A 22,877-nucleotide genomic window follows, 5' to 3' on the forward strand; every position below is an offset into this window, starting at 1 on the left:
TTCTCAACCCCTCGCGCATCGCACGCGCGACCTCAGGGGCTTCGAGGTTGTCGAGGATCGGCTTGTCGTATTCGTCGACCAGCACCACGGCCTGTTGGCCGTGCGCCTCGGCGGCGCGGGTGATGAGCTCGTGGAACCGAATGTGCGGGTCGTGGCCTGCATCAGGCAGCTCGATGCCCAGCGTCCTGGCGTTGGCGCTGAGCTGATGGTGGATGTGCGCGTCGAGTTTGTCGGCTTGCTGCAGTCGCCCTTCGGCAAAGCTGAGGCGGATGACCGGGTGGCGCCGGCCCCAGTCCCAGTGGTCGGCCAGAAACAGCCGCGGTCGCTGGGCAGCCGCTGCATCCACCCCCAGCGCCACGGCGGCGGCGCCGCCTTCGAACAGCGTGCGCTGGCCGGCAAAGGCCGCAGCAATGGTGTCGATCAGCAGCGACTTGCCAAAGCGCCGCGGGCGCGACAGGAAGTAGTACTTGCCGCTGTTGGCCAGCTGCGCCACCAGCGGCGTCTTGTCGACGTAGTAGTAACCCCCGTCGCGGATGTCGCGCAGAGTCTGGATGCCGATCGGCAGCTTGCGGCGTTGGTCCATGCCGTGATGCTAGCGTGACCGCGTGTGCCGACCAAGCGCCCCCTCATCCGAGCGAACCCACCCACACCGCCAGTGCGCCCGAGCCCAACGCCAACACCAGGGCCAGCAGGCGCTGGCGTGCGTCGTCGCGGCTGCCCGGGGTGCCCGGGGGCAGCAGCTTGTCGCCGTGCAGCATCGGTGGCACCAGCCGCTTGCCGCGCAGGTGGTACACGACGATCGCCACCACGTGCAGGCCGATCAGCGCCAGCAGCGCCAGCTTGCCAGGCCCTTTGTGCCAGGCGGTCGCGGCCAGCGCCGTGCTGGTCTCGACCAAGCGCGCCAACGGGCCGGTGAAGGCGATTTCGTCGTCGGTGACCAGGCCCGTGCCGACTTGCACCGTCAGCACCGCCAGCATGGCCCACACCGACAGCGCGCCCAACGGCGAGTGGCCAACACCGTTGGCGGCCGCGCGGCCACGTAGGTAGTGGATCAACTTGCGTGGGCTGTAGGCAAAGCTGGCAAAGCGCGACCAGCGGCCGCCCACCAGGCCCCAGGCGACGCGAAACACCAGCAGCGCCAGCACCGTCAGGCCCAGGCGGGCGTGCCACACCATCCAGTTGCCCCCCAGGTTGCCGGTGATGATCAAGCCCACGACGGCCAGCACGAGCAGCCAATGGAACAAGCGGGTGGGCAGGTCCCAAATCCGGACGGGAACCAGTGCAGGGGGCGACGGGTTACGCATGGCGGTCAGATGGTCAAATTGGGGGTGCGGGGAACCGAGCACGGCGGCGTGCATCAGCATACACTGTACGGTGTACGCCACCGTACCGTCTCCAACCGTTTTGCAGGAGGTTTTTCATGAAAATGCGTTCGCTGGCCGTGGCGGCCATAGCCTTGGTGTTGAGTGCGGGTGCCCACGCGCAGTTCCAAAAACCCGAAGACGCGGTCAAATACCGTCAGGCGGCGTTCACCGTGATGGCGGCGCACTTCGGCCGCATCGGTGCGATGGTGCAGGGCAAGGCCCCGTTTGACGCCAAGGTGGCGCAGGAAAACGCGGCGCTGGTGGTCACGCTGTCCAAGCTGCCGTGGGCGGGCTTCACGCCCGACACCGAAAAGGTCAAAAGCCGCACCAAACCCGAAGCTTGGATGGAGATGGGCAAGGTGCGCGCCGGTGCGGACAAGATGATGAAGGCCGTGGCCGACCTCGATGCGGCGGCGCGCACGGGCAACCTCGACGCCATCAAAAAGACCTTTGGTGACGCCGCGGCCACCTGCAAAGCCTGCCACGACGCTTACCGCGAGTGATCCAGCGGGCGTGAGCGGCGCGCGTCAGGCCAGCAGTTGCTCCAGCAGTTGGTGCAGCGCGGCTGGCTCGGGCTCGCCCACGTAGCGTTTGACGATGCGCCCCTGCCGGTCCACGATGTAGGTGGTAGGGGTTAGCTTGATGTCGCCCCAGTCGCGCGCCAACGTGCCGTCCTTGTCGAGGGCGACCAGGAACGGCAGCTGGCGGGTGCGCGTGAAATTGGCCACCCATTCCGGCGGGTCGTAGCTCATCGCCACCGCGATGGTCTCGAAGCCGCGGGCCGCGAAGCGCTGGTGCGTTTGCACCAGCAGCGGCATCTCCTTGACGCAGGTGGCGCAGGTGGTGGCCCAAAAATTGACCAGCAGCACCTTGCCCTGCAGCTCGGCCGAGGTCAGGGTGCGGCCATCCAGCAGGTGGAAGGTCGAGGCCGGCGCGCGCTCCGCGCTGGAACACCCCCACAGGGTGCCCAGCGGGGCCAGCAACGGTGCGGCCAACAGCCAGGGGCGCAATCGGATGTTCATCGTGCCAATTATCCGGTGATGTGGGTCCAACGCAACGCGGCGCATGCTTGGTCAACCGGCATTTGCGGGTACGATGGCGCCATGACCACGAACCCCTCTGCGATGCGGTCGCTGCGCGTGTTGGTGGCCGATGACAACCCGCTCAACCTGCGCCTGGCGGCGCGCTTGCTGCGCGACATGGGGCACAGCGGCGTGCTCGTCACTGACGGCCACAAAACGTTGGAGGCGTTGCAGGCGCAAAGGTTCGACGTCGTGCTGCTGGACGTGACGATGCCAGGCATGGACGGCATCGAAGCGTTGGCCTTGCTGCGGCAGCGCGAAGCGGGCCTGCGGCACACACCGGTCATCATGGTCACCGCCTACGACATGCCGGAGGATCGGCGCCGCCTGCTCGAGGCGGGGGCTGATGGCTACGTGGCCAAGCCGCTGGATGGCCAGCGGCTGGCGGCGGAGTTGGCCCGTGTGGTGAAGTGAGCGGGCGAGGGGGCGGTCCATGGCGCGTGCAGTCCCCGTCGACCACGACGCGGTGCTGGAGCGCCTTCGCTGGGGCGGTCCCGGGTGGGTGGCGGTGCTGGCGGCGCTGCTGGTGCTGGCGCTGGGGTTGGGCGTGTCGGTCTGGCTGCAGCAGCGTGCCCGCACCGAGCTGCAAACCTACCTGGACCACGAACTTGACGGTGCGCTAGCGCGGTTGCAAGCCACGTTCGACCGTTACGGCGCGCTGCTGCTGGGGGTGCGTGGCTGGCTGCATGCCCAGCCCGAGGCCGACTGGCGCGCGGCGCGCGCGTACGTGGGGCCGCTGGGGCTGCCCGAGCGCTACCCGGCCACCAGCGGATTGGCGTTTGTGCGCCGGGTGCCATCGGGCGAGGTGGCGGATTGGCTGGCTCAGGCCCGCCGACGTGGTCTGCCGGTGGAGGTGCGCTACCGGTTGCTGCGCCCCCACGACGACCCGGCGCGCGACCGTTACCTGATCGATTGGATCGAACCGAGCGGGCAAGAACACCTGATCGGGTTGGAATTGGCCAGCGACCCACTGCGCTGGCAGGCCATGCAGCAGGCGGCGGCCACCGGTGAGCTCGTGGTGACCGCGCCGCTGTGGCTGGCCAACACCGCGCGCGACGAGTACGGGCTGTTGCTCGTGTTGCCGATGTACCGTGGCGGGTGGACGCCCGCCAGCGTCGAGCAGCGTTGGGAGGCCCTGCAAGGGTTTGCCGTGTTGGGGGTGCCGGCGCAGGCGCTGGCGCGCCAAGCCGGCTTGACCGGCGAGCGCTACGACTGGCACTGGATCGATCCCGAGGCACCGCGCGCAGCCAGCGACGCGCCACCAGGACAACCTGTGGTGCTGGATGGGCCGCGCGGCGTGGATCTGTTGGACAGTGACCGCCACGGTGGCGTTCAGCGTGGGTTGGCGGGGCAGAACGGGTTGGATGGCGCGTGGGCGGGCGCGCAGCGCAGCGTCGAGCTGGCCGGGCGGCGCTACGAGCTGGGGGTGCGCAGCACGCCGGCGCTGGAGCGGCAGTGGCAGCCGGTGGCGGCGGCGATCGTCGGCGTGGGTGCGCTGCCGGTGGCGTTGTTGGCGGGATGGTCGACGATGGCGGTGTTTCGCCTGCGCCGCGCCGAGCGCGAGCAGCTGCGTTTGCTGCAAAGCGACGTGCAGCGCCTGTCGTTGGTGGCGCGCCACACGCACAACGGCATCATCATCGCCGACCGCGCCGGGCGCGTCGAATGGGTCAACGACGCCTGCGAGCAACTGACCGGCTACACGCGCGCCGAGCTGCTGGGGCAAATTCCGGGGCGGTTGCTGCAGTGCCCCGAAACCGACCCGGCGGCGGTGGCCACGTTGCGCGCGGCGGTGCAGCACGGCCAGGGCTGTGAGGTCGACATCCTCAACCGCGCCAAGGATGAGCGACGGTATTGGGTCAACATCGAGTTGATTGCGCTGCACGATGCGGCCGGTGTGTGCACCGGCTTCATGGCGGTGGAGGTGGACGTTACCGAGCGCGTGCGCACGCAAGAGCGCCTGCAGGCTGCGCTGGCCGAAGCCCAAGGCCTGATGCGCACCGTGAGCGAGCACGCCATCGTTAGCCAAGTGGCACCCGACGGCACCATCGTCGACGTCAACGAGGCGTTTTGCGCCATCAGCGGCTACGCCCGCGACGAGCTCATTGGCGCGCCACACAACATCATCAACTCCGGCCACCACGACGCGGCGTTCTGGGACGACTTCTGGCGCACGATCCGCAGCGGCCGGGCGTGGCGAGGCGAAATCTGCAACCGCGCCAAGGACGGCCGCCTGTACTGGGTCGACAGCATCGTCGCGCCGCTGTTCGACGCGCAGGAGCACATCGAGCGCCACCTGTCGATCTGCTTCGACATCACGCCACGCAAGCAGGTGGAGGCGGCGCTGGCGGCCAGCCGCCGACGGCTGGAAAATATCGTGCGCGCCACCGGCGCAGGCACCTGGGTGTGGCAGCCTGACAGCGGTGAGATCGAGGTCGATATGCGCTGGCTGCGGCTGGTGGGGCGCCCGGAGGCTGGCCCGCTGCGGCTGGCGGAGGCGGTCTGGGTGGAGCACGTGCACCCGGACGACCTGCCCGGCGCGATGTTGGCGCTGCAGGTGTACGCCGACGGTTTGAGCGACAGCTTCGAGTACACGCTGCGTCTGCGCCACACCGACGGCCACTGGATGTGGGTGCGTGCGCGTGGCCAGGTGTTCGAGCGTGATGCCGCAGGCCGCGCGCGCGAGGTGTACGGCACCACCCTGGACATCACCGACCTCAAGGTGGCCGAGGAAGCGGCGGCGCGCGCCGAGGCCTTGTTGCGCAGCGCCATCGAGACCCTGCCCGACGGTTTTGCGCTGTACGACGAGCACGACCGACTGGTGTTTTGCAACGAGCGCTACCGGCAGATCTACGCCGTGTCGGCGCCGATGCTGGAGCCAGGGCGCACGTTCGAAGAAATCATCCGCTACGGCGCTGAACGTGGTCAATATGCCGAGGCGGTGGGGCGCGTGGACGCCTGGGTGGCCGAGCGCCTGCAGCGCCACCGCGCCGCCAACGACGACTTCGTCCAGCGGCTGGCCGACGGGCGGGTGCTGCGCATCGTCGAGCGGCGCACGCCCGAAGGCTACACGGTGGGCTTTCGCATCGACGTCACCGAGCTGGAAAACGCCCGCCGTGCCGCCGAGGACAACCGCGACTTGCTCATCAGCGCGCTGGACGCGGCGGGGGCGGCGCTGTCGGTGTTCGATGCCCAGGAGCGGCTGTTGTGGGCCAACGACCGCTTCTACCAGATGCACGCGGTGCTGACCGACATCCTGCAGCCCGGCGTGACGTTTGAGACCTTCATCCGCACCGGCGTCGAGCGGCGCAGCATCGACCTTGATGGCGCCGAACCCGAGGCGTGGCTGCAGCAGCGGCTGGCCGACTTTCGTGCCGGCACCACCGACCGTGTCGTGCACCTTCCAACCGGCCAAGCGCTGCGCATCGTCGAGCGCAACACCGCCAGCGGCCTGCACGTGGGCCTGCGCTACGACGTCACCGAGCTGGAAAACGCCCGTCGCGCGGCGGAGGACGCCAGCCGCGCCAAGAGCCAGTTCGTGGCCAACATGAGCCACGAAATCCGCACGCCGATGAACGCCGTGCTGGGCATGCTGCAATTGTTGCTGGGCACGGCGTTGGATGCGCGCCAGCGCGACTACGCCGAAAAGGCCGAGTCTGCTGCCAAGTCGCTGCTGGGCATCCTCAACGACATCTTGGACTTTTCCAAGATCGAAGCCGGCAAGCTGGAGCTGGACCCCGAGCCGTTTGCCATCGACCGCCTGTGGCGCGACTTGGCCACCATCATGGCCGCCAGCCTCAAAGGCAAGCGGCTGGAGCTGCTGTACGACCTCGACCCCGCCATCCCGCGCGTGCTGGTGGGCGACGCGATGCGGCTGCAGCAGGTGCTCATCAACCTGGCCGGCAACGCCATCAAATTCACGCCCAGCGGCAGCGTCACCGTGCAGGCGCGCCTGTTGCAGCGCCACACCGACCCCGACGGCCGCCAGCGTGTGCGGTTGCGCATCGCCGTCATCGACACCGGCATCGGCATCGCGCCGGAGGCACAAGCGCGCCTGTTCACGCCGTTTCAGCAGGCCGAGGCGGCCACCACGCGCCGCTTCGGCGGCACGGGGCTGGGCTTGGCCATCAGCCGCCGTTTGGTGCAAATGATGGGCGGCGACCTGGGCGTGCAAAGCACCCCCGGGCAGGGCAGCACGTTTGCCTTCGAAGTCGAGCTGCCGGTGGCGCGCGAGGTGCCCGCCGCGCTGGCCGCCGACGGCGTGCCGCCGGAGTTGTTGGGCCTGCGCTGCCTGGTGGTGGACGACCACCCGCAGGCGCGCGAGCTGCTGTGCGCGGCGGTGCACCAGCTTGGCTGGACCTGCGACGCCGTGGCCGACGCCGAGGCTGCGCAGCAGCGTGTACGCAGCGCCGCGGTGCCGTACGACGTGGTCTTCGTCGATTGGGCCATGCCCGGCATGGATGGCTTGGCGCTGGCGCAAACGCTGCGCGGCGACCCGGCGCTGGCCGCGCGCGTGGCGGTGGTGATGGTCACCGCCAGCGGGCGCGAGGTGCTGGCCGACGTGCCGCCCGAGCGGTAGGCGGCGCTGGACGGTTTTGTGGTCAAGCCCGTCACCGCCTCGATGCTGCTGGGGGCGGTGCGCCAAGCGCACGCCAGCGCCCACGGCACGCCGGCGCCGGCGCCCGTGGCGGGTGCGCGGCGGCTGGCCGGCATGCGCGTGCTGCTGGTGGAGGACAACGTCATCAACCAGCAAGTGGCGCGCGAGCTGCTGCAACGCGAAGGCGCCGAGGTCACCGTGGCCGAGCACGGCCAGGCGGCGCTGGACCAGCTCATGGCCCATCCCCAGGCGTGGGACGTGGTGCTGATGGACATGCAAATGCCGGTGATGGACGGCCTGCAGGCCACGCAGGCCATCCGCACCCAGCTGGGCTTGACCGCGCTGCCCATCGTCGCGATGACCGCCAACGCCATGGCCAGCGACCGCGAAGCGTGCCTGGCGGCGGGTATGAACGACCATGTGGGCAAACCGTTTGCCATCGACCAGTTGGTGCGCGTGCTGTTGCATTGGGCGCCGCACGCCGTGCGGGGCGACACTGATGCCCCCGCAGCGCCAACGCCGCAGGCCCCCGCCGTCGACGCGCAGGCGTTGGCTGAGCCGTGGCCGGACGCTGACCGGGTCGATGTGCCCGGCGCCTTGCAGCGGCTGGGCGGTGACCCGCTGCTGTACCAGCGCATCGTGCGTGGCTTTGTGCAGGGCCTGCCGCACACGCAGGCGCAGCTCGATGCCAAGCTTGGCCAAGCGCCCGATGCCGCGCTGGCGGCGCTGCTGCACACGCTCAAAGGCACCGCGGCCACCGTCGGTGCCACGCGGCTGGCCGCGCGTGCCGCCGAGGCCGAGCGGGCCGTCAAACAGGCGTTGGCCGACGGCGCCCCACAGGCGCAGGCCGTGCCGCCGTGGTGGCCGCCGCTGGCCGAGGAGCTGCAGGCCAGCGCACAGGCCTTGCAACGGGTGCTGGCGCAGCTGGTGGCGCGTGGCCTGGCGCCGCCCGAGCCGACTGCAGCGGCGGCCACCGAGCAGGCCCAGGCGGCCGACCCGGCGCGCTGGCGCGAGACGCTGCAGCGCCTGGTGACGCTGCTGGCCGCCAGCGACATGGAGGCGCTGGAGCTGCACGACAGCCTGATGGCCGACGCCGCCGTGGCGGGCGACCCGCGCTGGGCGCCGCTGCACCAGGCGATGGAAGCGATGGACTTCGAGGCCGCGCGCGCTGCCGCGCAGGCGCTGCTGGACGGCGTGGGGCAAGGCGATGGTGGCACCTGAACACACCCCGCCGTCGGCGTGGCCGGCGCGCAAGCCGCGCCTGCTGCTGGTGGACGACCAGCCGGTGCAGCTGCAGGTGCTGTACCGCACGCTGGCGGGCGAGTACCAACTGTTCATGGCCACCGGCGGCGAGCAGGCGCTCAAGGTCGCCAGCGAGCAGCTGCCCGACCTGATCCTGCTCGACGTCGTGATGGACGGCCTCGACGGCTTCGAGGTGCTGGCGCGCCTGCGCCAGCAGCGCGACACGGCCGACATCCCGGTGATTTTCGTCACCGCGCGCGGCGGCGAGGATATCGAGACGCGCTGCCTGGAAGCCGGCGCGGTGGACTTCATCCCCAAGCCCATCAACCCCAGCGTCGTGCGCGCGCGGGTGCGCACCCATCTGACGCTGAAGTTCCAGACGGACCTGTTGCGCACACTGGCCTACGTCGATGGACTGACCGGCGTGGCCAACCGGCGCCAGCTCGACCAGCGGCTGGCCATCGAGTGGGCGCGCGCGCAGCGCCACGGCTCGGCGCTGAGCCTGATCCTGGTCGACGTCGACCACTTCAAGGCCTACAACGACCTCTACGGGCACCAAGCTGGCGACGATGCGCTGCGCCTTGTGGCCGCATGCCTGCGCGAGCACGTGCGCCGCAGCACCGATTTGGTGGCGCGCTACGGTGGCGAGGAGTTTGCCTGCCTGTTGCCCGACACCGACGCCGACGACGCGCGCGCGCTGGCCGAGGCGCTGCTGGCCGAGGTGCGGGCGCTGGGCATTCCCCACCGGCAAGGGGCCGTCGGTGGCGTGCTGACCGCCAGCATGGGCGTGGCCACACGCCGCGGCCCGGCGCACCCCGGGTGGCAACCGGCGTTGCTGCTGGGCTTGGCCGACGCCCAGTTGTACGAGGCCAAGCGCCTGGGCCGTGCACGGGTGTGCGCCGCCGTGCTGGGCCAGGAGGGCGGCTGACGCGCCTCAGCGCCGCGCGCGCAGCCGCTGGCGCGCCTGCTGCAAACGCTGCTCCAGGTACGGTCCGTAAAAGTCGGCCAGGCCCATGCCTTCCAGACGTTCGGCCAGCTCGCGGCCACGTTCGTCGACGAACAACAGCGTGGGCGCCACGCTGACGCGCCACGCCCGCGCCAGCGCGTAGCCGGTGGTCGGCTGGCCGTCGAAGCCCTGCAGCGCCGTGCTGCGGTCCAGCATATCCACCTGCACCGCATGCACCTCGCCGCGGCGCAGCATCGGCAGCAGGTGGTGGCGCCGCACGATGTCGCAAAACGCGCAGCCGCGCAGCGTCACCATCACCACCAGCGGTTCGCCCTGCGCGCGCGCGGCGGCCGCCGCCTGCGGCAGCGAAGCAGGGGTCGGCAGGGCATCGGCGCCCAGTGCGGTGGCGGTGGGGGTGGCGGTGCTCATGCGGCGACCTCGGCTACGATGGTGGTATGCGATTGTGCGACGAATCGAAGATCCGTGCGGCCCGGGGGGGCGCGGTGTTGCTGGGCGCCGTGCTGGTGTCGTGCAGCGCCGCGCTGGACTGGCGCACCGCGCCACTGAGCGCGCCGGTGCAGGCGCTGCTGCCGTGCAAGCCCGAACAGGGCGAGCGCGCCGTGCCGTTGCTGGGGCCCGGGCAGCCGCCGGTGCCGTTGCGGGTGCTGAGCTGCACGGCGGACGGGCGCACCTGGGTGCTGGCCGAAGCGCGCCTGCCGCACGAGGCGGCCGCCACCCAGGCGATGACCCACTGGCTGCGCGCCAGTTGGGCCACGCTGGGGGTGGCGCCCGAGGGTGACGCGCTGCCGCCGGGTTGGCTCGAGCAGCCCTGCCAGGCGCGCGGCGCTGCGCAGCAGCGCTGTGTGCGCGGGCACGGGCAGGCGCCGGACGGCCGCGCGGTGCTGGCGCAACTGCACTACAGCGCGCGCGGCGGCTGGCTGCTGCAGGCGGCCGTCTACGGCGGGGCGCAGCCGCTGCCGCAGGCGCAGGCCGAGGCGTTTTGGGGCGCCGTCGCGTGGCGCGCCGCTGGCCCATAATCACAGACCGTGAACGTTATTCTCGTCATCGCCCACGCGCCGCTGGCCTCGGCCCTGCGCCAGTGCGTGTTGCACGTTTTCCCGGAGGCGCAGCGCGTGGTCGATGCGCTGGACGTGCCCCCGGACCAGCCGCCCGAGGTCACGCTGGCGCAGGCGCGCGCGCTGATCGCGTTGCACGGCGCCGACGACACGCTGGTGCTGACCGACCTTGTGGGCGCGACCCCCGGCAACGTCGCCGCCCAGTTGGGCGACGGCGCGCACACCCGCGTGGTGGCCGGCGTCAACCTGCCGATGCTGCTGCGCGCCGTCACCTACCGCCACGAACCGATCGACGCGCTGGTGGTGCGCGCCACCAACGGCGGCACGCAGGGGGTGATGCCGCTGGTGCCGCCCAGCCCGCCCCCGCCCGCCCCGTAACGCACCCGCCCTGCGTCCATCCACAAGCTCCACGCGGTTCACCATGCTCAAGCAAAGCGCCACCATCTGCAACAAGCTCGGTCTGCACGCGCGCGCCGCGGCCAAACTGACCAAACTGGCGGCCAGCTACCCGTGCGAAGTGTGGATGAGCCGCGCCGGCCGGCGCATCAACGCCAAAAGCATCATGGGGGTGATGATGCTGGCTGCTGGGCTGGGCAGCACGGTCGAGATCGAAACCGACGGACCGCAGGAAGACGAGGCGATGCAGGCCATCCTGGCGCTGATCGCCGACCGATTCGGAGAAGGGGAATGACCACCTTCACGCTGCACGGGCAGGCGGTGTCACGCGGCGTGGCCATCGGCCGCGCGGTGCTGGCGGCGGCCAGCCGGGTGGACGTGGCGCACTACTTCATCGCGCCCGAGCAGGTTTCTGATGAGATGGCGCGCTTGCGCCGCGCGCGCGACACCGTCATCGACGACCTGCAGCGGCTTCGTCACGGCCTGGCGCACGACGGGGTGGGCGCCCACGCCGAGCTGGCGGCGCTGCTGGAGGTGCACCTGATGCTGCTGCAAGACGAGCAGCTGCAAGAGGGCGTCAAGCACTGGGTGAGCGAGCGCCACTACAACGCCGAGTGGGCGCTGACCGCGCAGCTGGAGGTGGTGGCGCGCCAGTTCGACGAGATGGAAGACCCCTACCTGCGCGAGCGCCGGGCCGACCTGGAGCAGGTGGTGGAGCGCATGCTGCGCGTGCTGCAAGGCGCACCGTCGCCGCTGGCGCACGCCCCCACCCCCAGCGCCGAGGGCGAGGCGTTGGTGCTGGTGGCGCACGACCTCTCGCCGGCGGACATGCTGCACTTCAAGCACGGCGTGTTTGCTGGTTTCGTCACCGACGTCGGTGGCCGCACCAGCCACACGGCGATCGTGGCGCGCAGCCTGGAAATCCCCGCGGTGGTGGGCGTGCGCAACGCCAGCCAGTGGGTGCAGCAAGACGACCTGGTCATCATCGACGGTGACGCGGGCGTGCTGATCGTCAACCCCACGCCGATGATGCTGGCCGAGTACGGCTACAAGCAGCGCCAAGGCGAGGTGGAGCGCGAAAAGCTCACCCGCATCAAGAACACCCCCGCGGTGACGCTGGACGGGCAGCGCATCGAGCTGCTGGCCAACATCGAGCTGCCGGAGGACACGCTGCCGGCACTGGCCGTCGGCACGGTGGGCGTGGGCCTGTTTCGCACCGAATTTCTGTTCATGGGGCGCGGCGGCCACCTGCCCGACGAGGAGGAACAGTACGACGCCTACCGCCGCGCGGTGGAGGGCATGCACGGGCTGCCGGTGACGATCCGCACCGTCGACGTCGGCGCCGACAAGCCGCTGGACCACCACCGGCGTGACGAGCACCTGAACCCGGCGCTGGGGCTGCGCGCGATCCGCTGGAGCCTGGCCGAGCCAGCCATGTTCCTGACGCAGCTGCGCGCCATCCTGCGCGCGGCGGCCCACGGGCGCGTCAACATCCTTATCCCGATGGTGGCGCACCTGCGTGAAATCCGCCAGGTGCACACGATGCTGGCCAAGGCGCGCGAGCAGCTCGACCACCGGGGCGCCGTCTATGGCCCGGTGCGCCTGGGGGTCATGATCGAGGTGCCCGCCGCCGCGCTGGCGGTGCGCATGTTCCTGCCGCACGTGGACTTCGTGTCGATCGGCACCAACGACCTGATCCAGTACGCGCTGGCCATCGACCGTGTCGACGAGTCGGTGGCGCACCTGTACGACCCGCTGCATCCGGCGGTGCTGCGCATGGTGGCCGACACCATCGCCGCCGCGCGCGAGGCGGGCAAGCCGGTCAGCGTCTGTGGCGAAATGGCTGGTGATGTGACGCTGACGCGGCTGCTGCTGGGGCTGGGGTTGCGCAGCTTTTCGATGCACCCGACACAGATCCTGCCGGTCAAGCAGCAGGTGCTGCGCAGCGACACACGCAAGCTGCAGGCGTGGGCGCAACAGGTGGTGGCCAGCGACGAGCCGGCGGCGCTGCTGGTGGGCTGAAGCGGCCCGCAACGCTGTTACACTCATTTTCATCACTTCATACCGGCGTGGCGGGTGGTGGTGGGCGGCGTCGCCGCACGCCCGGCCCAGCGCCGGGCTGTCCCATCAGGAGACCTTGGCATGGCCGAGTCCGCCAGCCCTGCGGCGCCGGTTGCACCCACCCCGCCCCCCGTGGGCCAGCCCGACCCGTTGCTGGCGTGTTTGCTCGTCGTGGCGCGCGCCCACGGGCGCACCAACAGCGCGGAGGGCGTGACCGCAGGGTTGCCGATGGTCGATGGCCGCCTGACGCCGTACGACCCACATCTGTACTTCCACGGCGAGGAGTCCACGCTGTCGGCGCGGTTGTATACGCACGGCTGGGACGTGTACGCCCCCAACGACGTGCTGCTGTACCACGACTACACGCACGACCGCGGGCGCCCCAAGCACTGGCAGGACAACCGCGACTGGACGCGGCTCAACGCCCTGTCTTTCGCGCGGGTGCGCCACCTGCTGGCGGGCCAAGCGCCCACCGACCCGGCCGCGCTGGCGCAGATCGACCGCTACGGGCTGGGCACGGACCGGCCGCTGGCCGACTTCGAGGTGTTGGCGGGGGTGGACTTCACGTCGCGCACGATGCGGCCGCGTCTTTGTGAGGCATGACGTAAACACGAACGAACGTTCGTATTTTCCCTAACCCCCGCTTGTGCCCGGGGTGGCCTGCGCCATAATGGGGCGATTGTCAGCTTGACGTCAGAGGAGGTCTCATGAGCAGTGCCAGCAGCGAAACCCGTCCCGTGACCGCTGCCGACAAACCCTGGCTGCAGCAGTACCCCGAAGGGGTGCCGGCCACCATCGACGCTAGCCAGTACCCGTCGCTGGTGGCGTTGATGGAGGACAGCTTTGCCAAGTACGCGGCGCGGCCGGCGTACAGCTTTTTGGGCAAGGCCTGGACCTACGCGCAGGTGGACGAGCTGTCGCGTGCGCTGGCGGCGTACCTGCAGGGGTTGGGGCTGGCCCGCGGCGAGCGCGTGGCGGTGATGATGCCCAACTGTATCCAGTACCCGGTGGCGGTGGCGGCCATCCTGCGCGCGGGTTATGTGCTGGTCAACGTCAACCCGCTGTACACCGCGCGCGAGCTGGAGCACCAGCTCAATGACAGCGGCGCCAAGGCCATCGTCATCATCGAAAACTTTGCCCACACGCTGCAGCAGTGCCTGGCGCACACGCCGGTGCAGCACGTGGTGCTGGCGTCGATGGGCGACCTGCTGGGGGTCAAGGGCCTCATCGTCAACGCCGTGGTGCGGCACGTCAAAAAGCTGGTGCCGCCGTTTGAGCTGCCGCAGGCGGTGCGCTTCAACGCAGCGCTGGCGCGCGGGCGCAAGGGCACCTACCGCCGCCCGGAGGTGGGCCCCAACGACGTGGCGGTGCTGCAGTACACTGGCGGCACCACCGGCGTCAGCAAAGGCGCGGTGCTGCTGCACCGCAACCTGATCGCCAACGTGCTGCAATCCGAGGCGTGGGAGGCGCCGGCGCGCAAGACCATCCCGCCCGGCGAGCAGCCCACCGCCGTGTGCGCGCTGCCGTTGTACCACATCTTTGCCTTCACGGTGAACATGATGCTGGGCATGCGTACCGGTGGCAAGACGATCCTGATCCCCAACCCGCGCGACATCCCGGCGGTGCTCAAGGAGCTGCGCCAGCACACGTTCCACAGCTTTCCGGCCGTCAACACGCTGTTCAACGCGCTGCTGAACCACCCGGAGTTCGACACCGTCAACTGGCGCAACCTGCGCGTGTCGCTGGGCGGTGGCATGGCGGTGCAGGCGGCGGTGGCCAAGCGTTGGCTGGAGCGCACCGGCTGCCCGATCTGCGAGGGCTACGGCCTGAGCGAAACCAGCCCCTCGGTGTGCTGCAACCCGGTCACGGCCAAGGCGTTTTCCGGCACCATCGGGGTGCCGATCCCCAGCACCGAGATGAAGTGCATCGACGACGAGGGCAACGAGGTGCCGGTGGGCACGCCGGGCGAGATCGCCATCCGCGGGCCGCAGGTCATGGCCGGCTACTGGCAGCGCCCGGACGAGACGGCGCGCGTGATGACGGCCGATGGTTTTTTCCGCACCGGCGACATCGGGGTGATGGACGAGCGCGGCTACTTCAGAATCGTCGACCGCAAAAAAGACATGATCCTGGTGTCGGGCTTCAACGTCTACCCCAACGAGGTGGAGGACGTGGTGGCGCAGATGGAGGGCGTGCTGGAGTGCGCGGCGGTGGGCATCCCGGACGAGTACTCGGGCGAGGCGGTCAAGCTGGTCGTCGTGCGCAAAGACCCCAATCTGACCGAGGAGCACATCCGCGAGTACTGCGCGGCCAACCTGACCGGCTACAAGCGGCCCAAGGTGATCGAGTTCCGCACCGAGCTACCCAAGACGCCCGTGGGCAAGATTTTGCGGCGAGAATTGCGGGACAAACCCGCGTCCTGACCCTTGATCGAGCCCCTTTGCAGCCATGGCCCGCATTGCCGTCATCAGCGCCGTCCACGAAGAGCTGGCCGAAATCCTGGCCCTGATGCCCGATGAGCGCGTGCAGCGCGTCGCCGGGCGGGAGTTTTGGCTTGGGCACCTGCAGGGGCACGAGGTGGTGGCGGTGCTCAGCGGCATCGGCAAGGTGGCTGGCGCCACGACGGCGGCGATCCTGCACGAGCGTTTCGCGCCGCAGTACGTGCTGTTCACCGGTGTGGCCGGCGGCTTGGCGCCGGGGGTGGCGGTGGGCGATGTGGTGGTGGGCACGCACTGCCTGCAGCACGACCTGAGCGCGGCACCGCTGTTTCCGCGCTGGGAGGTGCCTGGCACCGGCACGAGCCGCTTTGCCGCCGACGCGGTGCTGGTGCAGGTGCTCACCGAAGCTGCGCGCGACGCCGTCACCTGGCTGCCCAAGCTGGTCAGCGCCGAGACGTTGCGCGCGCTGGGGCTGCACCGGCCCACGGTGCACCGCGGGCTGATCGTCAGTGGCGACCGCTTCATCACCAGCGCGGCCGAGTCGCAGGCCCTGCGCGAGGCGCTGCCCGAGGCCCTGGCGGTGGACATGGAAAGCGCCGCCGTGGCCCAGGTCTGCTGGGACTACGGCACGCCGTTTGCCGCGGTGCGCACGTTGTCCGACCGCGCCGACGACGAGGCGCACGTGGACTTTCAGGCCTTCATGCGCGACGTGGCGCGCCACTACAGTGCGCGCATCGTACGCAAGGCGCTCAATCTGCTCTGAACCGGGGTGTACGGTGTGGCGTGGGCTTGCTAAGCTTGCGCCGATGCGAGCGACCACGACGATCGCCACCAAGCTGGTGTACGCCGGCTTGTGGTTGCTGCTGGCCGTGACCGCTTCGATCGGGGTCACGCTGTGGGTGACGTGGCAGCTCGAAGGCGGGGCAGCCGCCGTCAACGAGGCCGGTCGCCTGCGCATGCAGGTCTGGCGCCTGGATGCGGCGCGCACGCTGTCCGTGCCGGCCGAGCGCCGCGAGGCGCTGGTGCAGGAGCTGGTGGGCAGCCTGGAGCGTTTGCGTGCGGGGGATCCAAAGCGCCCGCTCTTCGTCCCCTGGACGCCACTGATTCGGGAGCGCTTCGATGCCGTCGAGGCCACCTGGAACCGGCAGCGTCATTTGTGGGATCCGCAAGCGCCGCCTGATCCCACCAACGCCGGCGTCGCGTTTGCCATCGCCGAAATGCTCGTTGCGCAGGTGGACGAACTGGTGCTGGCCATCGAGTCGGAGTTGTCCCGGTTGACCCGCATCCTGAATCTGCTGCAGTTCGCCATGATCGCCTTTGCCGTGGCCGGTGCCGTGTTCATGTTGTATACAGGGCAGCGCTATGTGATGCAGCCGCTGACCCGGCTGGCACGGGCCATGACGGACCTGCAGCGCGGCATCTTCGCCACGCGCGTCGCAGCGTCCAGCGGGGACGAGTTTGGCCAGCTGGCCAGCGGCTTTAACCAGATGGCGGCGACATTGCAGGACCTGTATGGCCAGCTCGAGGCCAAAGTGGCCGAAAAGACGCGGGATCTGGAGGCCAAGCGGGCCAATCTGCAGGCCTTATATGACATGAGCCTGTTCCTGAGCGACACGGATTCGCTGCAGACGCTCTCCGACGGATTTGTGCAGCGGCTGCGCCAACGCGTCGGCGCGGATGCCGTGATTCTGCGCTGGGCCGATCCCGCGTTGCACGGGTATATGCTCCTGGCCGAGCATCAGATGCCGCGCGAGATCGTCGCGGCCGAGCAGGTGCTGCCCTGTGGCCAGTGCGAGTGTGGCCGTGCGCACCTGGAGCAACGCACCCGTGTGATCCCGATCGAGCGCGGCGACGCCTCGGATGCCGTGCACTGCGCCAGCCTGGGGTTTCGCACCATGGTCAGCGTGCCGGTGCGCCTGCAGCACCGCGTGCTGGGCGAGATCAATTTGTTCTACCGGCACGCGCTCGCCCTGCACGAGGGCGAGCGCGAACTGCTCGATGCCCTGGCGGGACAATTGGCCAATGCCGTCGAGGGGCTGCGCGTGCATGCGCTCGAGCGTGAGGCGGCCGTGGCGCAGGAGCGCAACTTTCTGGCACGGGAGCTGCACGACTCGATCGCCCAGTCGCTGGCGTTCCTGAAGATCCAGGTTCAACTGCTGCAGGGCGCTTTGCGACGTGGAGATTCCGCAGCGGCAGAGGGCCATGTGGCCGAGTTGCAAACCGGGCTGGAGGAAAGCCTGGTCGATGTGCGCGAGCTGCTGATGCACTTTCGCACCCGCACGCACGACGGCGACATCGTGACTGCCCTGCACGAGACCGTGACCAAGTTTCGGCACCAAACCGGCCTGACCGCGCATGTAGAGGTGCATGGCGGAGCCGTGGACCTGCCGCCCGATGTGCAATTGCAGGTGCTGCATGTGGTGCAAGAGGCGCTGTCCAACGTGCGCAAGCACGCCCGAGCCCATTCGGTCGTCGTGCATGTGCATAAGGGGGCGCCGTGGCGCTTCGTCGTGCGCGATGACGGTGTGGGGTTCGACCCCGTGCATCACACACAGGAAACCCACATCGGACTGCGTATCATGCAAGAGCGCGCTGCCGCCATCGGCGCCCGGCTCACGGTGCATTCGGCGCCGGGACAGGGAACCGCGGTGGAGCTGAGCGTGCCGGTGGATGCTGCAGTGCAGGAGCGGTCCCCGACCCCGGTCGACCCGCAACCCCCCCGCGCGCCCGATACCGTCCCTTGCGTTCCATGAGACCGATCCGTTTGTTGCTGGTGGATGACCACCCCCTGTTCCGCCGGGGGTTGCGTGCGCTGCTCGGCCAGGCACCGCACCTGCAAGTCTGCGGCGAGGCGGGGGACGTGGGCGAGGCCTTGCGCCACTTGCGCGAGGCCGACGCCGACGTCATTCTGCTCGACAACCATTTGCCCGGTGTGCGCGGGGTCGAGGCCATCGGGACTTTGCGCGAGGCGGCGCCGAGTGCCAGCATTCTCATGCTCACGGTCAGCGAGGAAGCCGAGGATCTGGCCGCCGCGCTGCGAGCCGGGGCGGACGGCTATCTACTCAAGACCACCGAGCTCGACCAGCTCTGCGACGCCGTGGAGCGTGTCGTGGCGGGCGACTCCGTCATCAGCCCGCCGATGCTCAACAAGCTGGTGACGCTGATGCGCCAACCCGAGCCCGCGATGGCGGAGCCGTCGTGCCGCGATGGCGCACGGGCCGTGGCGTCGGTGGAGCCTGTCGCGGGGGATACACCATCAGCGCCACCCGCGCCCGCCCCCGCACCGCCGTCCGCGCTGGAGGCTCTTTCCGAGCGCGAGCGTGAGATCCTTGCGCTGATCGCCCGCGGGCAGAGCAACAAGATGATCGCGCGCGCGCTCGACATTGCCGAGACCACGGTCAAAATCCATGTGCAGCACATTCTGCGCAAGCTGCACGTGACCTCGCGCGTGCAGGCCGCGGTGGTGGCCGTCAACCACGGGTTGGGTTGAACCCGGCAGGATGGGGACTGCCCGCCCGTTACGGTGGCGTCCAGGTGGGCAGTGCGTACGCGACGATGCCGTAATGCCGGCCGTAGCGGCCCAGCACGGTGTCCAGAACGCTGCGCGCCGTGGCTTCGTCGCACAGCACCTCGAAGCGCACATTGTTGGACAACAGCAGCCGATCGTCGCGCAGGCCACGGTTGCCGCGCCCGCGCACTTCGCTGACCGTGTAGCCTTTTGCGCCGGCCGCCAGGATGTCGTCGCACAGGACGGATTCCAGCTCCGCCTCGGCGATCACGACCACGACGACGCCGTAGTGCGGCGAGGGAACGCAGCCCGCAGTGTTCATGCCATCGTCCGGTAGAAGGTTTGGGTCATGGCCAAGTACAACGGCACGCCTGCCACCACGTTGAACGGAAAAGTCACCCCTAGCGACGCCCCCATCGACAGCGCCGGGTTGGCTTCCGGGATGGCGATGCGCATGGCGGCCGGCGCGGCGATGTACGAGGCACTGGCGTACAGCACCGCGAGCAGGTGGGTGTTGCCTATCGGAAGGCCCAGCAGCCAGCCCACCAGCACGCCCCCCGCGGCGGATACGATGGGCATCAGGATACCAAAGCCGACCAGAAAAAGGCCCACCCGTCGCAGGTCGGCCAGGCGGGCCGCCGTCGTCACGCCCATGCCCAACAGAAACAGTGCCAGAAAACCCTTGAACAACCCCTCGAAGAACGGCACCAGGGCCGCGCCCCCGTCACGGCCCCAGACCCAGCCGATCACCAGTGCCCCCAGCAACAGCACGATCGCCTTGCCGGTCAGTACCTCATGGGCCAGGCGCCGCCAGGCGGCATCGGCCTTCAGGCCCTTGGCCAGCAACACCCCGACGATCAGGGCCGGGAACTCCAAAAACACCAGGAACACCGACATGTAGCCGTCATAGCCCAAGCCCTGGCGGCCCAGGTACGACGCACCGACCGCAAACGTGACGACCGACACCGAGCCGTAGTGCGCCGAGATCGAGGCCGCGTCGGCATGGGGCAGCCGACCCAGGCGCAGCAACACCTGGTAGGCCACCATGGGGGTGACGGCGCTCGCGGCGACGATGACCAGCGTGGGCACGATCAATGCGCCTACGTCGCTGCTGGCCAACTCGAAGCCGCCCTTGAGGCCGATGGCGATCAGCAGGTAGATCGTGAGCGTGTCGTACAACCCGCCGGAGAGCTTCAGGTCCGAGCGCAGCAAGCCCGCGATCAGGCCCAGCACGAAGAAACCCACCACCGGGTCCACGATCGCCATGGTTTAGGCACTCCGGGCGTCGGGGTTGTGCTTCAGGACGTCATGCCGACGCACCTCGGTCAGGTACATCCAGATCAGGGAAACCCAGACCACGCCGTACATCAGCATGAAGGCACTGGAGCGGATGCCCGTCACATCGAGCAGCGCGCCGAACAGGATCGGCAGAATGAAGCCGCCCATGCCGCCGGCCAGCCCGACGATGCCGGAGATGGTGCCGATGTTCTTGGGATACTCATCCGAGATGTACTTGAACACGCTGGCCTTGCCAAATGCCCAGGCGATGCCCAGCACGAACATCAGCGCGGTGAAGGTGTAGACGTCGAGCCCTATGTGGAAGGTCTTCGGACCCTCCACCGTCTGGATGGTGAAATCGGTCTGCGGGTAGCTGAGCAGGAACAGACAGATCCAGCTCACCCACATGACCCACCACGTCACGGTGTGGGCACCGTACTTGTCGGACAGCCAGCCGCCGATGGCACGCAGCACGCCGCCCGGCAGCGAGAAGCACGCCGCCAACAGCGCGGCGACGCGGATGTCCAGTCCGTATTCACCGACGTAGTACTGCACCATCCACAGCGACAGCGCCACGTAGCCACCGAACACGATGCTGTAGTACTGACAGTACTTGAGCACGGTCGGGTCTTTCAGGGCCTTGAGCTGATCGACGAAGCGTGTGTGGCTCGGGACCAGGTGGGATGCATCGTGGTGGCTGAACAGCCAGAAGAGGATGACCGTACCCAGCATGACGGCGGCGTACACCTGCGGCACCATGGTCCAACCGAAGGCCACCACCAGGGCTGGGGCGACGAATTTGTTGACCGCCGCACCGGAGTTGCCGGCACCGAAGATACCCATGGCCATGCCTTGGCGCTGCTTGGGGAACCAGCGCGCGACGTAAGGGGTGCCCACCGAGAACGACCCGCCCGCGAGACCGACGAACAGGCCAATCACCAGAAAGTGCCAGAACTCGGTCGCGTAAGCCATGAGCCAGATGGCCGGCACCGTTACCGCCATCAACAGGGTGAAGACGATGCGCCCCCCGTATTTGTCGGTCCAGATGCCCAGCGGCACCCGCACCAGCGAGCCAGTGAGCACCGGCGTTGCGGTGAGCAGCCCGAACTGGGTGGCGTTGAGTCCGAGCTCTTTTTTCAGCGGAATCCCGATGACGCCAAACATCATCCAGACCATGAAGCACACCGTAAAGGCCAGCGTGCTGACGACGAGCACCGACCAGGCCTGGCGGCTGTGGGGGGTGGGGGAGGGGGTCATGACAAGCGTCCTCCATACCGTGTAGGGATGGCAGGCACTGTAGGCAGCCGATGGCGGGCTGCCTATCCACCGGACGGGGAGGCGCGGACGGTCATCCGGAGGACGGGTCTGGCCATCGCCATCCTCCGAACGGAGGATGCGCACCCGATGGGCATCGCCCATCGGAAGCGGGGGAGGGTGCCGATCGGTGGATAGGCAGGGCTGGCCGACGCAGGCACAGTGCGTGCTGTCCTGATACGACCCGAGAAGGAATTTCCATGACCACGACGACCGGTCCCACCACCCAGGATGGCACTTGGCTGGAGCGCTGGGAGCCCGAGAACGATGCGTTCTGGCGCAACGGCGCCTCCGGCCTGGCTTGGCGCACACTGACCGTCACCACTCTGTGTTTGACCATGGCCTTCATGGCGTGGTTTCTGGTGTCGGCGCTGGTGGTGCGCCTGCCGCAGATCGGCTTTCAGTTCTCCTCCACCCAGTTGTTCTGGCTGGCGGCCATGCCGGGCCTGGCCGGGGGCACCTTGCGCCTGGTGCACATGTTTTTGACGCCGATGGTGGGCACGCGCCACGTGGTGAGCCTGTCCACGCTCTCGCTGCTGATCCCGCTGGTGGGCTGGTTCTACGCCGTGCAAAACCCGACCACGCCGTACTGGGTGTTGATGTCGCTGGCGTTTCTGGCCGGGCTGGGCGGGGGCAACTTCTCCAGTTTCATGCCCTCGACCAGTCTGTTTTTCCCCAAACGGCTGCAAGGTACGGCCCTGGCCATCCAGGCGGGCATCGGCAACTTCGGGGTGTCGATCGTGCAGTTTCTGACACCGTGGGTGATCAGCTTCCCGCTGCTGGGGGGCGCGGCCTGGATGGGGGGAAGCCAGACGCTGGTCAAGGGAGGGGTGACCAGCCAGGTCTGGTTGCAGAACGCGCCCGCCGTCATGATCCCCGTGGTCGCCGTCTTCGGTATCACGGCGTGGCTGCTGCTCAAGTCGGTGCCGGTCAAGGCCAACTTCGCCGAGCAATTCGACATCTTCCGCTCCCGCCATACCTGGTCGATGACGTCGCTCTACATCATGACGTTCGGCTGTTTTTCGGGGCTGTCGGCGACGTTCCCCCTGCTCATCAAGCAGATCTATGGCCAGTTTCCCGGGGCGCCCGATCCGCTCGCCTGGGCGTTCTGGGGGCCGCTGGTGGGTTCGGCCTCACGCGTGGTGGCCGGGCCGCTGTCCGACAAGTTGGGCGGGGCGCGGGTGACGCACTGGGCGGGTCTGGGCATGCTGGGCGCGGCCCTGTGGGTGACCACCTTGACGCAGCCGACGGGGCTGGAGAGCTTCCCGATGTTCGTTGCCGGCATGTTGACCCTGTTCTTCTTTGCCGGGGTGGGCAATGCGTCGACCTTCAAGCAAATGCCGATGCTGTTTGCGCCTCGCCAGGCTGGTGGCGTGATCGGCTTCACCGCCGCCGTGGCGGCCTATGGGCCCTTCTTGTTCGGAATGCTGTTCGCTTGGGCCTTTGCCACCTACAAAGCCGCCACACCGGTGTTTTGGGGGCTGGCGGCCTTCTTTGCCTTCAACGTCGCGCTCAACTGGTGGATGTATGCCCGCCGTGGCGCCGCCAACCCCTGCTGAGCCCAGGATAACCAGGAGC

At 68.9% G+C, this 22,877-nt stretch carries 22 protein-coding genes; 15 read left to right on the forward strand and 7 right to left on the reverse strand.

Annotated features, from left to right (window positions below; genetic code table 11):
* Positions 1 to 583 (reverse strand): AAA family ATPase (locus tag Taqua_RS04605; RefSeq protein WP_185969556.1); only part of this gene is annotated, 583 nt, incomplete at its 3' end.
* Positions 584 to 626: 43 nt separating this feature from the next.
* Positions 627 to 1,304, reverse strand: coding sequence for a cytochrome b/b6 domain-containing protein (locus tag Taqua_RS04610; protein ID WP_144325167.1), 678 nt, complete (start codon positions 1,302 to 1,304; stop codon positions 627 to 629).
* 116 nt (positions 1,305 to 1,420) lie between these two features.
* Between Taqua_RS04610 and Taqua_RS04615 the strand changes: the two genes are divergently transcribed.
* Complete coding sequence (locus tag Taqua_RS04615) at positions 1,421 to 1,867, forward strand: c-type cytochrome (protein ID WP_144325169.1); 447 nt, start codon at positions 1,421 to 1,423, stop codon at positions 1,865 to 1,867.
* A 24-nt stretch (positions 1,868 to 1,891) separates the two neighbouring features.
* On the opposite strand, the gene Taqua_RS04620 is transcribed toward Taqua_RS04615, so the two are convergent.
* Positions 1,892 to 2,386: a TlpA family protein disulfide reductase gene (locus tag Taqua_RS04620; RefSeq protein ID WP_144325171.1), complete on the reverse strand. Its 495-nt coding sequence runs from the start codon at positions 2,384 to 2,386 to the stop codon at positions 1,892 to 1,894.
* Between the two features lie 81 nt (positions 2,387 to 2,467).
* Here Taqua_RS04620 and Taqua_RS04625 point away from each other — a divergent pair, with 81 nt between their 5' ends.
* The 4 genes from Taqua_RS04625 to Taqua_RS04640 are packed head-to-tail and all read left to right on the forward strand — an operon-like array spanning position 2,468 to position 9,210.
* Positions 2,468 to 2,860: a response regulator gene (locus Taqua_RS04625; protein ID WP_185969557.1), complete on the forward strand. Its 393-nt coding sequence runs from the start codon at positions 2,468 to 2,470 to the stop codon at positions 2,858 to 2,860.
* Between the two features lie 19 nt (positions 2,861 to 2,879).
* Entirely contained in the window at positions 2,880 to 7,022 is a 4,143-nt protein-coding gene (locus Taqua_RS04630) for a PAS domain S-box protein (RefSeq protein ID WP_144325175.1), read from the forward strand.
* An 18-nt stretch (positions 7,023 to 7,040) separates the two neighbouring features.
* Entirely contained in the window at positions 7,041 to 8,261 is a 1,221-nt protein-coding gene (locus tag Taqua_RS04635; protein WP_144325177.1) for a response regulator, read from the forward strand.
* Positions 8,248 to 9,210, forward strand: coding sequence for a diguanylate cyclase domain-containing protein (locus Taqua_RS04640; RefSeq protein WP_144325179.1), 963 nt, complete (start codon positions 8,248 to 8,250; stop codon positions 9,208 to 9,210). Before Taqua_RS04635 ends, Taqua_RS04640 begins: the two co-directional genes overlap by 14 nt.
* A gap of 6 nt (positions 9,211 to 9,216) precedes the next feature.
* Here Taqua_RS04640 and Taqua_RS04645 read toward each other — a convergent pair whose 3' ends face one another.
* Positions 9,217 to 9,657: a thioredoxin family protein gene (locus tag Taqua_RS04645; protein WP_144325181.1), complete on the reverse strand. Its 441-nt coding sequence runs from the start codon at positions 9,655 to 9,657 to the stop codon at positions 9,217 to 9,219.
* A 26-nt stretch (positions 9,658 to 9,683) separates the two neighbouring features.
* Here Taqua_RS04645 and Taqua_RS04650 point away from each other — a divergent pair, with 26 nt between their 5' ends.
* The 9 genes from Taqua_RS04650 to Taqua_RS04690 all read left to right on the forward strand — a co-directional run bounded on the left by Taqua_RS04650 (position 9,684) and on the right by Taqua_RS04690 (position 18,689).
* Positions 9,684 to 10,265, forward strand: coding sequence for a hypothetical protein (locus tag Taqua_RS04650; RefSeq protein ID WP_144325183.1), 582 nt, complete (start codon positions 9,684 to 9,686; stop codon positions 10,263 to 10,265).
* A 9-nt stretch (positions 10,266 to 10,274) separates the two neighbouring features.
* The gene (locus Taqua_RS04655; RefSeq protein WP_144325184.1) at positions 10,275 to 10,682 is read left to right on the forward strand and encodes a PTS sugar transporter subunit IIA; all 408 of its coding nucleotides are present in this window, start codon (positions 10,275 to 10,277) and stop codon (positions 10,680 to 10,682) included.
* 43 nt (positions 10,683 to 10,725) lie between these two features.
* Positions 10,726 to 10,995 carry an HPr family phosphocarrier protein gene (locus Taqua_RS04660; protein ID WP_144325186.1) on the forward strand — a complete coding sequence of 90 codons (270 nt, stop codon included), beginning with the start codon at positions 10,726 to 10,728 and terminating at the stop codon, positions 10,993 to 10,995.
* On the forward strand, positions 10,992 to 12,722 hold the full coding sequence (gene ptsP, locus Taqua_RS04665) for a phosphoenolpyruvate--protein phosphotransferase (RefSeq protein WP_144325188.1): 1,731 nt from the start codon (positions 10,992 to 10,994) through the stop codon (positions 12,720 to 12,722). Before Taqua_RS04660 ends, ptsP begins: the two co-directional genes overlap by 4 nt.
* A gap of 120 nt (positions 12,723 to 12,842) precedes the next feature.
* Complete coding sequence (locus Taqua_RS04670) at positions 12,843 to 13,364, forward strand: GlcNAc-transferase family protein (RefSeq protein WP_144325190.1); 522 nt, start codon at positions 12,843 to 12,845, stop codon at positions 13,362 to 13,364.
* 104 nt (positions 13,365 to 13,468) lie between these two features.
* Positions 13,469 to 15,184 carry a long-chain-fatty-acid--CoA ligase gene (locus tag Taqua_RS04675; protein WP_144325192.1) on the forward strand — a complete coding sequence of 572 codons (1,716 nt, stop codon included), beginning with the start codon at positions 13,469 to 13,471 and terminating at the stop codon, positions 15,182 to 15,184.
* Between the two features lie 25 nt (positions 15,185 to 15,209).
* On the forward strand, positions 15,210 to 15,962 hold the full coding sequence (locus tag Taqua_RS04680; RefSeq protein WP_144325194.1) for a 5'-methylthioadenosine/adenosylhomocysteine nucleosidase: 753 nt from the start codon (positions 15,210 to 15,212) through the stop codon (positions 15,960 to 15,962).
* A 43-nt stretch (positions 15,963 to 16,005) separates the two neighbouring features.
* Positions 16,006 to 17,952 (forward strand): type IV pili methyl-accepting chemotaxis transducer N-terminal domain-containing protein, encoded by a 1,947-nt coding sequence (locus Taqua_RS04685; protein ID WP_144325196.1) that lies wholly within the window; start codon positions 16,006 to 16,008, stop codon positions 17,950 to 17,952.
* A complete protein-coding gene (locus tag Taqua_RS04690) occupies positions 17,949 to 18,689 on the forward strand; it encodes a response regulator (protein ID WP_144325198.1) in 741 nt (246 codons plus the stop codon). Before Taqua_RS04685 ends, Taqua_RS04690 begins: the two co-directional genes overlap by 4 nt.
* A 28-nt stretch (positions 18,690 to 18,717) precedes the next feature.
* Here the strand turns inward: Taqua_RS04690 and Taqua_RS04695 are convergent, their stop codons facing one another.
* The 3 genes from Taqua_RS04695 to Taqua_RS04705 are packed head-to-tail and all read right to left on the reverse strand — an operon-like array spanning position 18,718 to position 21,242.
* Entirely contained in the window at positions 18,718 to 19,029 is a 312-nt protein-coding gene (locus Taqua_RS04695; protein WP_144325200.1) for a P-II family nitrogen regulator, read from the reverse strand.
* On the reverse strand, positions 19,026 to 19,973 hold the full coding sequence (locus Taqua_RS04700) for a sodium-dependent bicarbonate transport family permease (protein WP_144325202.1): 948 nt from the start codon (positions 19,971 to 19,973) through the stop codon (positions 19,026 to 19,028). Before Taqua_RS04700 ends, Taqua_RS04695 begins: the two co-directional genes overlap by 4 nt.
* A gap of 3 nt (positions 19,974 to 19,976) precedes the next feature.
* Complete coding sequence (locus Taqua_RS04705; RefSeq protein WP_144325204.1) at positions 19,977 to 21,242, reverse strand: MFS transporter; 1,266 nt, start codon at positions 21,240 to 21,242, stop codon at positions 19,977 to 19,979.
* A 257-nt stretch (positions 21,243 to 21,499) separates the two neighbouring features.
* On the opposite strand from Taqua_RS04705, the gene Taqua_RS04710 reads away from it, so the two are divergent.
* Positions 21,500 to 22,858, forward strand: a complete 1,359-nt coding sequence (locus tag Taqua_RS04710) for an MFS transporter (protein ID WP_144325206.1) — start codon at positions 21,500 to 21,502, stop codon at positions 22,856 to 22,858.
* Positions 22,859 to 22,877: the final 19 nt, after the last annotated feature.

This window comes from Tepidimonas aquatica (genome assembly GCF_007556585.1).
GTDB classification, from domain to species: Bacteria; Pseudomonadota; Gammaproteobacteria; order Burkholderiales; family Burkholderiaceae_C; genus Tepidimonas; species Tepidimonas aquatica.

Excerpts from the sequence above, each read along its gene's own strand:
- Taqua_RS04610 (WP_144325167.1), bottom strand. The coding sequence starts at position 1,304 with ATGCGTAACCCGTCGCCCCCTGCACTGGTTCCCGTCCGGATTTGGGAC.
- Taqua_RS04615 (WP_144325169.1), top strand. The coding sequence starts at position 1,421 with ATGAAAATGCGTTCGCTGGCCGTGGCGGCCATAGCCTTGGTGTTGAGT.
- Taqua_RS04620 (WP_144325171.1), bottom strand. The coding sequence starts at position 2,386 with ATGAACATCCGATTGCGCCCCTGGCTGTTGGCCGCACCGTTGCTGGCC.
- Taqua_RS04625 (WP_185969557.1), top strand. The coding sequence starts at position 2,468 with ATGACCACGAACCCCTCTGCGATGCGGTCGCTGCGCGTGTTGGTGGCC.
- Taqua_RS04630 (WP_144325175.1), top strand. The coding sequence starts at position 2,880 with ATGGCGCGTGCAGTCCCCGTCGACCACGACGCGGTGCTGGAGCGCCTT.
- Taqua_RS04640 (WP_144325179.1), top strand. The coding sequence starts at position 8,248 with ATGGTGGCACCTGAACACACCCCGCCGTCGGCGTGGCCGGCGCGCAAG.
- Taqua_RS04645 (WP_144325181.1), bottom strand. The coding sequence starts at position 9,657 with ATGAGCACCGCCACCCCCACCGCCACCGCACTGGGCGCCGATGCCCTG.
- Taqua_RS04650 (WP_144325183.1), top strand. The coding sequence starts at position 9,684 with ATGCGATTGTGCGACGAATCGAAGATCCGTGCGGCCCGGGGGGGCGCG.
- Taqua_RS04660 (WP_144325186.1), top strand. The coding sequence starts at position 10,726 with ATGCTCAAGCAAAGCGCCACCATCTGCAACAAGCTCGGTCTGCACGCG.
- ptsP (WP_144325188.1), top strand. The coding sequence starts at position 10,992 with ATGACCACCTTCACGCTGCACGGGCAGGCGGTGTCACGCGGCGTGGCC.
- Taqua_RS04670 (WP_144325190.1), top strand. The coding sequence starts at position 12,843 with ATGGCCGAGTCCGCCAGCCCTGCGGCGCCGGTTGCACCCACCCCGCCC.
- Taqua_RS04675 (WP_144325192.1), top strand. The coding sequence starts at position 13,469 with ATGAGCAGTGCCAGCAGCGAAACCCGTCCCGTGACCGCTGCCGACAAA.
- Taqua_RS04680 (WP_144325194.1), top strand. The coding sequence starts at position 15,210 with ATGGCCCGCATTGCCGTCATCAGCGCCGTCCACGAAGAGCTGGCCGAA.
- Taqua_RS04685 (WP_144325196.1), top strand. The coding sequence starts at position 16,006 with ATGCGAGCGACCACGACGATCGCCACCAAGCTGGTGTACGCCGGCTTG.
- Taqua_RS04690 (WP_144325198.1), top strand. The coding sequence starts at position 17,949 with ATGAGACCGATCCGTTTGTTGCTGGTGGATGACCACCCCCTGTTCCGC.
- Taqua_RS04695 (WP_144325200.1), bottom strand. The coding sequence starts at position 19,029 with ATGAACACTGCGGGCTGCGTTCCCTCGCCGCACTACGGCGTCGTCGTG.
- Taqua_RS04700 (WP_144325202.1), bottom strand. The coding sequence starts at position 19,973 with ATGGCGATCGTGGACCCGGTGGTGGGTTTCTTCGTGCTGGGCCTGATC.
- Taqua_RS04705 (WP_144325204.1), bottom strand. The coding sequence starts at position 21,242 with ATGACCCCCTCCCCCACCCCCCACAGCCGCCAGGCCTGGTCGGTGCTC.
- Taqua_RS04710 (WP_144325206.1), top strand. The coding sequence starts at position 21,500 with ATGACCACGACGACCGGTCCCACCACCCAGGATGGCACTTGGCTGGAG.